Raw genomic sequence first — 13548 nt, forward strand, 5'->3', positions numbered from 1 at the left:
TGGACGGGATCGCCACAATAGGAGAAGCGGCATAAACGGCGAGACAAGACTCGCGCGGCGCGCGTAAAAGGCGCATCAATGGCGCGGCAGGTCGCGTCTGCCCCGTGCGCCGCGCGGCCAAGCCTGGCTCATTCGAGCGCTTGCGCGCGGCTCCCGCCGTCAGCCCGCGAAGCGGTAGCCCACGCCGATCTCGGTCAGCAGGTAGACCGGCTGCGCCGGATCGGCCTCGAGCTTCTGCCGCAGGTGCCCCATGTAGATGCGCAGGTAGTGGTTGCTTTCCACGTGCGATGGGCCCCAGACCTCGCGCAGCAGTTCGCGGTGGGTCATGACCTTGCCGCGATGGGCCAGCAGCGCGGCCAGCAGGCGGTATTCCATGGCGGTCAGGTGTACGTGCTGGCCGCCGCGCTCGACCACGCGCCTGGCGAAATCCACGCGCACGTCGCCGAAACTGATTTCGGCGGCGCTGCCGGCGCCGCCGCGGGCATGGCGCCGCAGCAGCACGCGCAGCCGCGCCAGTAGTTCGCTGACGCCGAATGGCTTGGTCAGGTAGTCGTCGGCGCCGGCGTCCAGCGCCGCCACCTTGTCGGCCTCGGCGGTGCGCGCCGACAGCACCAGCACCGGCACTTCGGTCCAGCCGCGCAGTTCGCGGATCAGGGTCATGCCGTCCTCGTCCGGCAGGCCCAGGTCCAGGACCACGGCGTCGGGCTGGCGGGTGCCGGCCTCGATCAGGCCGCGCTTGACGGTATCGGCTTCAAAAACCGCGCAGCCCTCGCTCTCCAGGGCCTGGCGCACGAAGCGGCGGATATTGGCGTCGTCCTCGATGATGAGGAGGGTGGGCTGAAAGTCGAACATGCGATGGACTCAGGCGATTTCGGGTTGGATCTGGGGCGGCGTGCCCAGCGGCAGCGTGAAGACGAATTGCGCGCCGCTTTGCTGGCCCGGCGCGTGTTCGACCCAGATGCGGCCGTGGTGCGCGCTGACGATGGCTTCGCACACCGCCAGGCCGAGGCCGACGCCGGGGGTGGCGGATTCGCGTTCGCCGCGGGTGAATTTCTCGAAGATGCGGCGTTCGGCGCCGGGCGCGACGCCGGGGCCGTTGTCGCAGACCGCGACGCGCAGCTCGCCGTCCTGCGCCACGGCGTGCAGGCGGATGGCGCTGCCGGCTGGCGTGTACTTGGCGGCATTTTCCAGCAGATTGCAGAGCACCCGTTCGATCAGCACGCCGTCGCATTCGACCAGCGGCAACCCGGACAGGCTGTCGACCGTGACCCGATGCGCCGCCAGCGCTTCGCGCATGGCGGCCAGCGAGGCGCCGACCAGTTCCTCAATCGACTGCCACTCCAGCCGCAGCGGGGTGTCGCGGCTCTGCAGCCGCGCCATGTCGAGCAGGTTGGCGACCAGCGCGTGCATGCGCTGCGCCTGGTCGCGCATGGCGCGGATGGTGTCCTGGATGTCGGCCGGCAGCGCGTCCTGGCGCCGCGTCAGCGTGTCGGTCATGCCGACCAGGCTGGTGAGCGGCGTGCGCAGGTCGTGCGAGACCGCGGCCAGCAGTGAGTTTCGCAGCTTCTCGGATTCCATGCTGACCAGCGCCTGCTGCGCCACTTCCACGTAGTGCAGCCGTTCCAGGGCGATGGCGATGAGCGTGGCGTAGGCCTCGATCTGGCGGCGCGAGTCGGGCTGCGAGAACAGGCTGCGGCGCGGCGCCGCCAGCGCCAGCACGCCGCGAGTGCGCATCGGCGCCTTCAGCGGCAGGTACAGCAGGTCGCTGTTGGACAGCGTGGCGGTGCCGGCGCCCGCCGGCTGGCCGTGGTCGTAGACCCATTGGGCCAGCGCCGATTCCAGCGGCGGCATGTCGTCGGCGGCGGGCGAGGCCAGCTTCAGGCGGTCGTCCAGGCCCAGGATATAGAGCGCGCAGCGCGAGCCGAAGGTGGCGTGCACGAAGGCGCCGGCGGACGCGACGATCTGCTCGGGCAAGAGCGCCGATGACAGCTCGCGCGCGAACTCGTACAGGCTGCGGGCGTCGGCCTCGCGCTTGACCGAGGCCTGGGCCTGCAAGCGCAGGCCGGCGGTGAGCTGGCCGATCAACAGGCCCACGGCCAGCAGCACGCCGAAGGTCAGCAGGTACTGCACGTCGGACACGGCGAACGAGGCCAGCGGCTGCACGAAGAAGAAGTCGAACAGCCCCACGCTGACGACCGAGGCCAGCGCGGCCGGGCCGCGGCCATGGCGCAGCGCCACCGCCACCACCGCCAGCAGGAACAGCATGACGATGTTGGTCTGGTGCAGCGCCGGGAACGCCAGCGCCGACAGCGCCGTGGCCACTGTGCAATAGCAGAGCGCCCAGGCATAGCCGGCGAGCGCCTGCGGGCCGCGTTCGTCGGCCGCCTGTCGGCCGCGGCGCCCGAGCGTCAGCGGATCGCGGCCCGGCACGCTGGCGGCGGGCAGCGGCGGGGCGCCCAGGCGGATGATGTCGATCTCGGGGCAGCCGGCGGCCAGCATGTCGGCGAAGCTGTGGCGGCGCCACAGCCAGCCGGGGCTGATGGCCGCGGTCAGCAGCGCCGACAGCGACAGCCGCAGGCGCTGCAGGCCGCTGGCGCGGGTGCGGCCGACGATGGCCTTGGTGATGTTATGGCGGCGCACGTAGCGCACCACCGCGTCGACCATGTCGCCGCCAGCCAGGGTTTCGCAACGCGCGCCGAGCGAGTCGGCCAGCGCCAGGCTGCGTTGCAGCCGTTCCTGCTCGGCCTGCGGCGGCGGCGCGGCGCGCGGCACGTCGATGGTGACCACGTGCAGGTCGCATTCGAGCTGCTGGCTCAGGCGATGGGCGCTGCGGATGACGTATTCGGCGTCAGCGTCGGGGCCGATGCAGGCCACCACGGCTTCGCGCGTGCGCCACACCGGCTCGATGGCGCGGTCGCGGCGATAGGCCTGGACGTCGTCGTCGACGTGGTCGGCGGTGCGGCGCAGCGCCAGTTCGCGCAGCGCGATCAGGTTGCCCTTGCGGAAGAAGTTGCGGGTGGCGTGGCGCGCCTGCTCAGGCAGGTAGACCTTGCCTTCCCGCAAGCGGCGCAGCAGCTCGTCGGCCGACAGGTCGACCAGGATGACTTCGTCGGCGGCGTCGAAGACCTCGTCCGGCACGGTCTCCCAGACCCGCACGCCGGTGATGCTGCCGACGGCCTCGTTGAGGCTGTCCAGGTGCTGTACGTTGAGCGTGGTCCAGACGTCGATGCCGGCCGCCAGCAGTTCCTGGATATCCTGCCAGCGCTTGGCGTGGCGCGAGCCGGGCGCGTTGGAGTGGGCCAGTTCGTCGACCAGCACCAGGTCCGGGTGGGCGGCCAGCGCGCCGTCCAGGTCGAATTCCTTGAGCGCGTGGCCCCGGTAGGCGACGTCCTTGAGCGGCAGGACCGCCAGGCCCTCGAGCAGGGCGGCGGTTTCGCGGCGGCCGTGCGTTTCGACGATGCCGGCCAGCACGCGGGCGCCTTGCGCGGCGTGGGCGCGGGCGGCCACCAGCATGGCGTAGGTCTTGCCGACGCCAGCGGATGAGCCGAAGTAGACCCGCAACTTGCCGCGCACCGCCTGGCGCGCGGCGTCGTCGAGGTCTTTCAAGAGCGCGTCCGGATCGGGACGCTCGTCAGGATTGTCGGCCATGAACGCGCAAGCGAAGTGGGGGAGCGGCTGGCAATACTATACGCCGGCGTGTCATTTCACCGGCGCCAGTTGGTCCAGCGCCAGGTTGAGCTGGAGCACGTTGACGACCGGGTCGCCCAGCACGCCCAACCAGGGCTTGGAGGTGCTAGCCTCGATGAGGGCGTCGACCTTCTCACGCGGCAGATGGCGGGTACGCGCCACGCGCGCGGCCTGGTAGGCCGCGGCGGCCGGGCTGATGTGCGGGTCCAGGCCGCTGCCCGAGGCCGTGATCAGGTCCACCGGCACTGGCGTGGGATTGTCCGGGTCGGCCGCCTTCAGCGCCGCGATGCGCGCTTGCACGGCCTCGGCCAGCGCCGGATTGCGCGGGCCCAGGTTCGAGCCGCCGGAGTTGGCGCCGTTGTACGGCATCGGCGAGGTGGCCGACGGCCGGCCCCAGAAGTACTGGGGGGCGCTGAACGACTGGCCGATCCACTCCGAGCCGACCACCTTGTCGCCCTGGCGGATCAGCGATCCCGACGCTTCGTGCGGGAACACGGCGGCGGCGATGCCGGTGGTCAGGAAGGGGTAGGCCAGGCCGGTCACCAGCGACAGGGCGGCGAACACGACCAGCGCGGGGCGCAGGATGCCGCCTTGGCGCGGCAGGGGAAGAGCTTGTTTCATGAGGAGTTCCTTTCCAGTGACGGGCGCGGGTCAGACCCAGCCCAGGGCGGCCAGCACCATGTCGACCAGCTTGATGCCGGCGAACGGCACCAGCAGGCCGCCCAGTCCGTAGATCAGCAGATTGCGGCGCAGCAGGACCGAGGCGCCCAGCGGACGGTAGCGCACGCCCTTGAGCGCCAGCGGGATCAGCACGATGATGATGAGCGCATTGAAGATCACGGCCGACAGGATGGCCGAGGCCGGCGTGGCCAGGCCCATGATGTTCAGCACGTTCAACTGCGGGTACACCGTGGCGAACGCCGCCGGGATGATGGCGAAGTACTTGGCCACGTCGTTGGCGATGCTGAAGGTGGTGAGCGCGCCGCGCGTCATCAGCATCTGCTTGCCGATCTCGACGATCTCGATGAGCTTGGTGGGATTGGAGTCCAGGTCCACCATGTTGGCCGCTTCCTTGGCGGCCTGGGTGCCCGAGTTCATCGCCACCGCGACGTCGGCCTGCGCCAGCGCCGGCGCGTCGTTGGTGCCGTCGCCGGTCATCGCCACCAGGCGGCCTTCGCCCTGGTAGGCGCGGATCAGCTTGAGCTTGGCTTCCGGCGTGGCTTCCGCGAGGAAGTCGTCGACGCCCGCTTCGGCGGCGATGGACGCGGCGGTGAGCTTGTTGTCGCCGGTGATCATCACCGTCTTGATGCCCATGCGGCGCAGCTCGGCGAAGCGCGACTGGATGTCGGGCTTGACGATGTCCTTGAGCTCGACCACGCCCAGCGCGCGGTTGCCGTCGCTGACCAGCAGCGGCGTGCTGCCGCGGCGCGCCACGTCCTCGGCCAGGCGCAGCACCTGTTCGGGCACGATGGCGTCCTGCTCGGCCAGCCAGGCGCGCACCGCGTCGATGGCGCCCTTGCGGATCATGCGGTCGTTCAGGTTGACGCCGCTCATGCGGGTCTGGGCGGTGAAGGGCACGTATTCGGCGTCCGAGGCGCGCACGGCGGGGGCGTGAATGGCCTTGTCGGCCAGCGTCACGATGCTGCGGCCTTCGGGCGTTTCGTCGGCCAGCGAGGCCAGGCGCGCCGCGTCCGCCAGTTCGCGCGGCGATACGCCGGGCGCGGGCAGGAAGGTCGAGGCCTGGCGGTTGCCGAAGGTGATGGTGCCGGTCTTGTCCAGCAGCAGCACGTCGACATCGCCGGCGGCTTCCACGGCGCGGCCCGAGGTGGCGATGACGTTGGCGCCCATCATGCGGCTCATGCCCGCCACGCCGATGGCCGACAGCAGCCCGCCGATGGTGGTGGGGATCAGGCACACCAGCAGCGCCACCAGCACCGTGACGGTGACGGTGGTGCCGCCGCCGGCGGCCGTGACCGAGTAGATCGAGAACGGCATCAGCGTCGCGACCACCAGCAGGAACACCACCGTCAGGCCGACCAGCAGGATGGTCAACGCCAGCTCGTTGGGCGTCTTCTGGCGCTTGGCGCCTTCGACCATGGCGATCATGCGGTCCAGGAAGCTCTCGCCCGGGTCGGCGGCGATGCGCACGAAGATCCAGTCGGACAGCACCCGGGTGCCGCCGGTGACGGACGAGAAGTCGCCGCCCGATTCGCGGATGACCGGCGCCGATTCGCCGGTGATGGCGCTTTCATCGACCGACGCGACGCCGGCGATGACCTGGCCGTCGCCCGGGATGGTTTCGCCGGCTTCCACCAGCACCACGTCATTGCGGCGCAGCAGCCCGGAGGCCTGCTTGACGGCCTGGTTGCGCCACAGCGCCGGCTCGGCGCGGGCGGCATCCTCATCGCGGAACCCCTTTAGCAGGCGCGCATCGATGGTGGTGCGCAGGCCGCGCAGGGTGGCGGCCTGCTGCTTGCCGCGCCCCTCGGCCAGCGCTTCGGCGAAGTTGGCGAACAGCACGGTGAACCACAGCCACACGGAGATCGCGAGGATGAAGCCCGCGGGCGCCTCGGCCTGGCCGCGCAACGCCATGATCCACAGGATGGTGGTCAGGATGCTGCCCACGTAGACCACGAACATCACGGGGTTCTTCAGTTGCGCCGCGGGCGAGAGCTTGCGCAGGCTGTCCAGCAGCGCGGGACCGACGAGCGCGCCCGACCACATGCCGAACTTGCGTTCGAGCGGCGCGGCCGACGGCGCGCGGGCGGCGCCGCCGCCGGCGCCTTGGGTTGGCATATCAATCTTGGCCATTTTCTTTCCTAGCCTGTTGCATTCAGGGTTGCAGGTGTTCCGCGACCGGGCCCAGGGCCAGCGCGGGCACATAAGTCAGGGCGCCCACCAGCAGCACCGCGCCGATCAGCAGCACCACGAAGAGGGGGCCGGTGGTCGGCATGCTGCCGGGGCCGGCGGGCAGGCGGCGCTTGGCCGCCAGCGATCCGGCCATCGCCAGCACCGCGACGATGATGGCGAAGCGGCCGAACCACATGGCGATGCCCAGCAGCACGTTGTAGAAGGGCGTGTTGGCGGACAGGCCGGCGAAGGCGCTGCCGTTGTTGTTGGCGGCCGAGGACAGGGCGTACAGGATCTCGGAGAAGCCGTGGATGCCGGGGTTGAGCACGCCGGCCTGGCCGGCCGTCACCGACACTGCCAGCGCGGTGCCGCCGAGCACCAGCAGCGGCGTCGCCAGGATCACGATCGAGACCATCTTCATGTCATAGGCTTCGATCTTCTTGCCCAGGTACTCGGGCGTGCGGCCGATCATCAGCCCGGCGATGAAGACGCCCAGGATGGCGAACGCCAGCATGCCGTAGAGCCCGGAGCCGACCCCGCCGTAGACCACTTCGCCCAACTGCATCAGCAGCATCGGCGACAGGCCGCCCATGGCGCTGAGCGAATCGTGCATGCCGTTGACCGCGCCGCACGAGGCCGCGGTGGTGATGGTGGCGAACAGCGAGGTGGCGGCGATGCCGAAGCGGGTCTCCTTGCCTTCCATGTTGCCGCCCGGCGAGAGCGCGCTCATGGCGCTGTCGACGCCTGTTTGCGCGGTCATCGGATTGGGCTGTTGTTCGTAGTAAGCCGTGGTCAGCGCGAATACAACGAACAGCACGGTCATGGCCGCCAGAATGGCGACGCCCTGGCGCCGGTTGCCGACCATTTCGCCGAAGCTGAAGCACAGCGCCGCCGGGATCACCAGAATCGCCAGCATCTCCAGGAAGTTCGACAGGGCCGTCGGGTTTTCAAAGGGATGCGCGGAGTTGGCGTTGAAGAAGCCGCCGCCGTTGGTGCCCAGCATCTTGATCGCTTCCTGCGAGGCGACCGGGCCCATGGCCAGCGTCTGCGTCTGGGTGACCGCGGGGTCGGTCACGGGCTGGCCCTTGGCATCGAGCACCGGCTGCCCCTGGGCGTCCACGCGCGGTTGGTCATAGTGCAGGGCTTCGACCGTCTGCACGTCCTGATAGGGGCTGAAGTTCTGGATCACGCCCTGGCTCACCAGCGCCAGCGCCAGCACCAGCGACAGCGGCAGCAGCACGTACAGCGTGCTGCGCACCATGTCGGCCCAGAAGTTGCCCACCGTGGCCGAGCAATGGCGCGCCAGCCCGCGGATAAGCGCGAACAGCACCGCGATGCCGGTGGCGGCCGAGACAAAGTTCTGCACCGTCAGCGCCAGCATCTGCGTCAGGTAGCTCATCGTCGATTCGCCGCCATAGCCTTGCCAGTTGGTGTTGGCCACGAAGCTGATGGCGGTGTTGAGCGAGGAATCGGGCGAGACGGCGCCCATGCCGGCCGGGTTCAGCGGCAGCAAGCCCTGCAGGCGCTGCAGCGCGTAGACCGCCACGATGCCCAGGATGTTGAAGGCGAGCACGGCCAGCGCGTAGCGCTTCCAGCCCATTTCGGCTTGCGGGTCGATGCCCGCCAGCCGGTAGATGCCACGTTCCAGCGGGCGGCCCCAGGCGGTCAGCCGGGATTGCCCATTTTCCATGGCGACGCGGATATAGCGCCCGAGAAAGGGCGCGATCGCGAGCAGGACCGCCAGGTACACGACCAGCAGTCCGATGAATTCGGCAGTCATCAGAACTTCTCCGGTTTGAATAGCGCGACCAGCAGGTACACGAACAGCAGCGCGGACGTGATGCCGCTCAGCCAGTAGAGCCAGCTCATGGTTGCTCTCCCGAGGACAAGGCTTCGCAGAACGAGACCAGGGCGTAGGTCAGCCCGGCCATGACGGCGAAGATCGCGATATAGATGGCATCCACGTTTTTCCTCCCGGGAGCGGCGCTCCCTTCGAACGACGGGCCCGGGCGGCAAAAGGGGATGCGGACCGCGCGGGCGAAGTGACCAATCAGGACATCGGCAGGTTACGGAGCAGGGGGTAAAAACGGGGTATAGCTTTGGCGGGGGGGTGTAAACGGAACGTAAAGACGCGCTGTCATCCTCCGGTTCGTGGATGCGCCGCCATGGCGCGGCGCCGGTGCCCGGAAGCGGGCGGCGGGGTCGGCGGTAGTTGAGGCTGGCTCAAAATGGGTCCCGCCGGCAGCCCCTGGAATGCGGGTTGGGGCCGAATAAATCCCAATATTTAGAACACGAGCCTTAAAATGCACTACTGTGGTGCGTGGAATATGTAAATGAATGCGCCGAATTAGGGCATTCCCCTAGTGTGGCATTCCCGCATCTGGTGCAGAATCTCTTCCCATGCAGGTGAGGAGACAAAGCCCTGCATGGGCAATTACCGGCGGCACCGGTACATAAAAAAGTAGCAGTACTCAAGAAAAGCAAAACGCACAACGGCTGGCACCAGGCAGTGCCGGCCGTTGTCGCATAAAAAGCCCGTATTCCGCACGCCAGGGTTTTTTCCAGCGCCGCGTTTCGCGTTATTCCCCAGGTTTCGCTCACGCCAGCTATGCCGGAATCCCGCGCTTCCTCCAAACCTGTCCCCACGCGCTACTGGCGCCGCAACGTGCGGCTGATCGTGCTGTTGCTGGCCGTTTGGGCGGCGCTGACCTTTGTCCCGTCCTATTTCGCCCGCGGCCTGTCGTTCGACTTCATCGGCTGGCCGTTTTCGTTCTGGATGGCGGCCTACGGCGCGCCGCTGGCCTATCTCATCCTCATCGGCATCTACGCGCGGATCATGAACCGCGCCGACCAACGCTCGGAAGAGGGCAAGGGGGACGCCTGATGCCGTTCGGCGGAGACACCCCGCAGCAATTCAGCATCCGGCTGCGCCGCATCTACGTGCTGTATACGGCTGGCTTCGCGCTGATGATTCTGCTGATGGCGCTGGCCGAGATCCTGGGCCTGCCGCGCAACTGGATCGGCTATGTGTTCCTGCTGGTCACGGTCAGCCTGTACGCGGGCATCGGCATCGTCTGCCGCACCTCGGACCAGGTCGAATACTACGTGGCTGGCCGGCGGGTGCCGGCCTTCTACAACGGCATGGCCACCGCCGCCGACTGGATGTCGGTGGCCTCCTTCATTGGCGTCGCGGGCACGCTTTACCTGACGGGCTACGGCGGGCTGGCCTACATCATGGGCTGGACCGGCGGTTACGTGCTGGTGGCGATGCTGCTGGCGCCGTACCTGCGCCGCTTCGGGCAATACACCATTCCCGATTTCATGGGCGCGCGCTACGGCGGCAACCTGCCGCGGCTGGCTGGCGTGGCCTGCGCCATCCTCTGTTCGTTCACCTACCTGGTGGCGCAGATCTATGGCGTAGGCATCATCACGACGCGCATGACCGGCATTTCGTTCGAGCTGGGCATCTTCGTGGCGCTGGGAGGCATGCTGGTCTGTTCGTTCCTGGGCGGCATGCGCGCCGTTACCTGGACCCAGGTAGGCCAGTACATCATCCTGGTCATCGCCTACCTGGTGCCGGTGGTGTGGCTGTCGATCAAGCATACCGACATGCCCGTGCCGCAATTGTCGGCTGGGGCGGTGCTGCAGCAAGTGACCGAGAAAGAGGTCTATCTGCAGAACGATCCGGCCGAGATCGAGGTGCGTCGCCTGTGGCAGGAGCGCGCCGACGAAATGGCGCAGCGGGTGCGCGACCTGCCCGAGTCCTGGGCGCTCGAGAAGGACAAGCTGCGCAGCCGCCTGGCCCAGCTCAATGCCGGTGATGCGCCGATGGTCGAGATCCGCTCTGTCGAGCGCGAGCTGGCGGCCTTTCCGCCCAATGTCGAGGAGGCCAGGATCGCCTGGTCTCAGGCCAAGGCCTCCTTCGAGGCGCGTGCCGCGCCACTGACCCCGCACGCCGAGCCATTTCCTTCCGAAGACCCGCAAGAGCGGCGCAACATGCGCATCAATTTCCTGGCGCTGGTGCTGTGCCTGATGCTGGGCACCGCGGGCATGCCGCACATCCTGATGCGGTCATACACGACTTCGTCGGTGATCGAGGCGCGCCGTTCGGTGTGCTGGTCGCTGCTGTTCATCCTGCTGCTCTATTTCATGGCGCCGGCGCTGGCGCTGCTGGTCAAATACGAGGTCTATACGCAGGTGGTGGGGTCGAATTTCCTCAGCCTGCCGAACTGGGTGCATGCCTGGAGCGCGGTCGACAGCAACCTGCTGGATGTCACCGATATCAATCGGGACGGCGTGGTGCAGTTGAGCGAGATCAGTATCGGCGCCGACGTGGTGGTGCTGGCCATGCCCGAGATCGGCGGACTGCCCTACGTGATTTCCGGGCTGGTGGCGGCGGGCGGGCTGGCGGCCGCGCTGTCCACCGCCGATGGCCTGCTGCTGACGTTGTCCAATTCGCTGTCGCACGACATGTGGTACCGGATGGTATCGCCGCGCATGTCGGCGGCGCGGCGGGTGATGGTGTCCAAGATCCTGCTGCTGGTGGTGGCGTTCGGCGCGGCCTGGGTGGCGGCGCGCAAGCCGGCCGACATTCTCTTCATGGTGTCGGCGGCGTTCTCGTTCGCGGCCTCGTCGTTTTTCCCGGCGCTGGTGATGGGCGTGTTCTGGCGCCGCGCCAACAAATGGGGCGCCACGCTCGGCATGGCGGCGGGCCTGCTGGTGACCTTCGCCTACATGACGCACACGCATCCGTGGCTGCGCGAGTGGGTGCTGGGGATTTCGCGGACCCAGCCGGTGGACCTGTGGTGGGGCATCCAGCCGATCGCGGCGGGCGTGTTCGGCGCGCCGGTGGCGTTCCTGACGATCGTCGTGGTGTCGCTGCTGACGCCGCCGCCGGATCGCGCCACGCTGGCGCTGGTGGATTATCTGCGTCATCCGGGCGCGCCGAAGCCGCCAACGGAGAACGGCACGGTCTGAAACGGAGGCAGGCGCCGGGTGGCCCGGATATATGCCCGGCGCGGGCCGGATCCGGGCTCGCGCCTGGAACGGCTCAGTGCGACACGGACTTCGAGAAGACGTTCATGACCACCACGCCGGCGATGATCAGGCCGATGCCGACCAGCGCCGGGGTGTCCAGGTGCTGCTTGAAGAATAGCGCGCCGATCAGGGAGATGAGCACGATGCCCACGCCCGACCAGATGGCGTAGGCGATGCCGACCGGCACTTCGCGCAACGTCAGCGACAGGAAATAGAACGAGATCATGTAGCCGAACACCGTCACCACCGATGGCACCAGGCGCGAAAAACCTTCGGAGCTTTTCAGGGCGCTGGTGGCGAAGATCTCGGCGACGATGGCGATGCCCAGGTAGAGCCACTTCATTTGCGCGGCCCCTCGGATTGGCGCAGCAGCACCAGCAGGGCGCCGGCGCCGCCTTCGCGCTCGGGCGCCTCGGAAAACGCCAGCACTTCGTTCTTCTGCACCAGCCAGGTGCGGGCCTTGTCTTTCAGCACCGGTTCCAGGCCCTGCGAGCCATAGCCCTTGCCGTGCACGATGCGCACGCAGCGGATGCCGTGTTCCTGGCATTCGTCCAGGAACGACAGCATGGCGTGGCGCGCCTGTTCCACGCGCAGGCCGTGCAGGTCGAGTTCGGCGCCGGCGCGCCACTGGCCGCGGCGCAGGTTGCGCGCGGTGTCGGGCGCGGCGTCGCCGCGCACGAAGGCGGTGCCGCCTTCGGACAGCAGGTGCGTGATTTCGCCGCCGTCCGAGACGCCGGCATCGGCGCGCATGGCGGTCTCTCCCAAGGCGTTGGCGCGGCGCAGGGCCGGGGCCGGCTGCGGCACAGGCTTGTGCTCGGCGCGCGCGACCTGCCTGATCGGCTTGACCGTCTGCATGCTGCGCCGGAACGCGGCCATGTCGTCGGCCGGATCGGCGTCCGCGCCGGGCGCCGGCGCGGTTTTCTTCAGCGCCGCCACGCGCTGGGCGAGGGCGGCGCGCTCCTGCTCGGCCTGCAGGTCTTTCTTGAGGCGTTTCAGGTCGGCCGCGCCGACCTTATTGCCCCGCATTCTCCAGCCACCGTTGTGCGTCCAGGGCGGCCATGCAGCCCGTGCCGGCGCTGGTGATGGCCTGGCGGTAGACGTGGTCCTGCACGTCGCCGGCGGCGAACACGCCCGGCACCGAGGTCATGGTGGCCATGCCGGACAGGCCGCTCTTGGTGACGATGTAGCCGTCCTTCATTTCGAGCTGGCCCTGGAAGATCTCGGTGTTGGGCTGGTGGCCGATGGCGATGAAGGCGCCGGTGGCCTTCAGGTCTTCGGTGGCGCCGGTGTCGACGTGGCGCACGCGCACGCCGGTGACGCCACTGTCGTCGCCCAGCACTTCTTCCAGCGTGTGGAACAGCTTCAGTTCCATGTTGCCGTTTTCGACCTTGCTCATCAGCTTGTCGACCAGGATCGGTTCGGCGCGGAACTTGTCGCGGCGGTGGATCAGGGTGACCTTGCGGCAGATGTTGGACAGGTACAGGGCTTCCTCGACGGCGGTGTTGCCGCCGCCGACCACGACCACGTCCTGGTTGCGGTAGAAGAAGCCGTCGCAGGTGGCGCAGCCGGACACGCCGCGGCCCATGAAGGCCTCTTCGGACGGCAGGCCCAGGTACTTGGCCGAGGCGCCGGTGGCGATGATCAGGGCGTCGCAGGTGTAGACCTTGCCGGTGTCGCCGGTCAGGGTGAACGGCCGCTTGGACAGGTCGACCTTGGCGATGTGGTCGAACAGCATTTCGGTGTTGAAGCGCTCGGCGTGCTTCTGGAAGCGCTGCATCAGGTCCGGACCCTGCACGCCGTCGGCGTCGGCCGGCCAGTTGTCGACGTCCGTGGTGGTCATCAGTTGGCCGCCTTGGGCCAAACCTGTAACAAGGACGGGGCTCAGATTGGCGCGTGCCGCATAGACGGCCGCCGTGTAACCGGCGGGGCCGGATCCGAGTATCAAAACTTTAGCGTGCGTAGGCGTGGACATGG

11 protein-coding genes are annotated in these 13548 nt (G+C 68.3%); 2 read left to right on the forward strand and 9 right to left on the reverse strand.

From position 1 onward, the window contains the following. Positions 1–159: 159 nt before the first annotated feature. Genes kdpE through kdpF form a run of 6 tightly spaced genes read right to left on the reverse strand, consistent with a single transcriptional unit; the run spans position 160 to position 8406 of the window. Positions 160–852 (reverse strand): two-component system response regulator KdpE, encoded by a 693-nt coding sequence (kdpE, locus tag SB816_RS16090; protein ID WP_054501721.1) that lies wholly within the window; start codon positions 850–852, stop codon positions 160–162. Between the two features lie 9 nt (positions 853–861). Beyond that, a complete protein-coding gene (locus tag SB816_RS16095) occupies positions 862–3648 on the reverse strand; it encodes a sensor histidine kinase (protein WP_175188580.1) in 2787 nt (928 codons plus the stop codon). Positions 3649–3699: 51 nt separating this feature from the next. Further along, positions 3700–4308: a potassium-transporting ATPase subunit KdpC gene (kdpC, locus tag SB816_RS16100; RefSeq protein WP_064523904.1), complete on the reverse strand. Its 609-nt coding sequence runs from the start codon at positions 4306–4308 to the stop codon at positions 3700–3702. Positions 4309–4338: 30 nt separating this feature from the next. Next, a complete protein-coding gene (kdpB, locus tag SB816_RS16105; RefSeq protein ID WP_410547280.1) occupies positions 4339–6498 on the reverse strand; it encodes a potassium-transporting ATPase subunit KdpB in 2160 nt (719 codons plus the stop codon). Positions 6499–6520: 22 nt separating this feature from the next. Continuing rightward, positions 6521–8317 carry a potassium-transporting ATPase subunit KdpA gene (kdpA, locus tag SB816_RS16110; RefSeq protein WP_064523906.1) on the reverse strand — a complete coding sequence of 599 codons (1797 nt, stop codon included), beginning with the start codon at positions 8315–8317 and terminating at the stop codon, positions 6521–6523. After that, positions 8317–8406, reverse strand: coding sequence for a K(+)-transporting ATPase subunit F (gene kdpF / locus SB816_RS16115; protein WP_035360036.1), 90 nt, complete (start codon positions 8404–8406; stop codon positions 8317–8319). The genes kdpA and kdpF overlap by 1 nt, the downstream gene beginning before the upstream one ends. 739 nt (positions 8407–9145) lie before the next feature. Here kdpF and SB816_RS16120 point away from each other — a divergent pair. Then, a complete protein-coding gene (locus tag SB816_RS16120) occupies positions 9146–9421 on the forward strand; it encodes a DUF4212 domain-containing protein (RefSeq protein WP_054501716.1) in 276 nt (91 codons plus the stop codon). Further along, on the forward strand, positions 9421–11514 hold the full coding sequence (locus tag SB816_RS16125) for a sodium:solute symporter family protein (RefSeq protein WP_054501715.1): 2094 nt from the start codon (positions 9421–9423) through the stop codon (positions 11512–11514). The genes SB816_RS16120 and SB816_RS16125 overlap by 1 nt, the downstream gene beginning before the upstream one ends. Before the next feature lie 73 nt (positions 11515–11587). Here the strand turns inward: SB816_RS16125 and SB816_RS16130 are convergent, their stop codons facing one another. From SB816_RS16130 to trxB, 3 genes are read right to left on the reverse strand one after another with little or no spacing between them, the layout of a single operon-like run. Beyond that, positions 11588–11917: a DMT family transporter gene (locus tag SB816_RS16130; protein ID WP_026382315.1), complete on the reverse strand. Its 330-nt coding sequence runs from the start codon at positions 11915–11917 to the stop codon at positions 11588–11590. After that, the gene (locus SB816_RS16135) at positions 11914–12600 is read right to left on the reverse strand and encodes a Smr/MutS family protein (RefSeq protein WP_410547281.1); all 687 of its coding nucleotides are present in this window, start codon (positions 12598–12600) and stop codon (positions 11914–11916) included. The genes SB816_RS16130 and SB816_RS16135 overlap by 4 nt, the downstream gene beginning before the upstream one ends. Then, on the reverse strand, positions 12587–13546 hold the full coding sequence (trxB, locus tag SB816_RS16140; protein WP_054501713.1) for a thioredoxin-disulfide reductase: 960 nt from the start codon (positions 13544–13546) through the stop codon (positions 12587–12589). Before trxB ends, SB816_RS16135 begins: the two co-directional genes overlap by 14 nt. Between the last annotated feature and the right edge of the window lie 2 nt (positions 13547–13548).

Source organism: Achromobacter sp. SIMBA_011, from assembly GCF_046535435.1.
Lineage (GTDB): Bacteria > Pseudomonadota > Gammaproteobacteria > Burkholderiales > Burkholderiaceae_B > Achromobacter > Achromobacter dolens.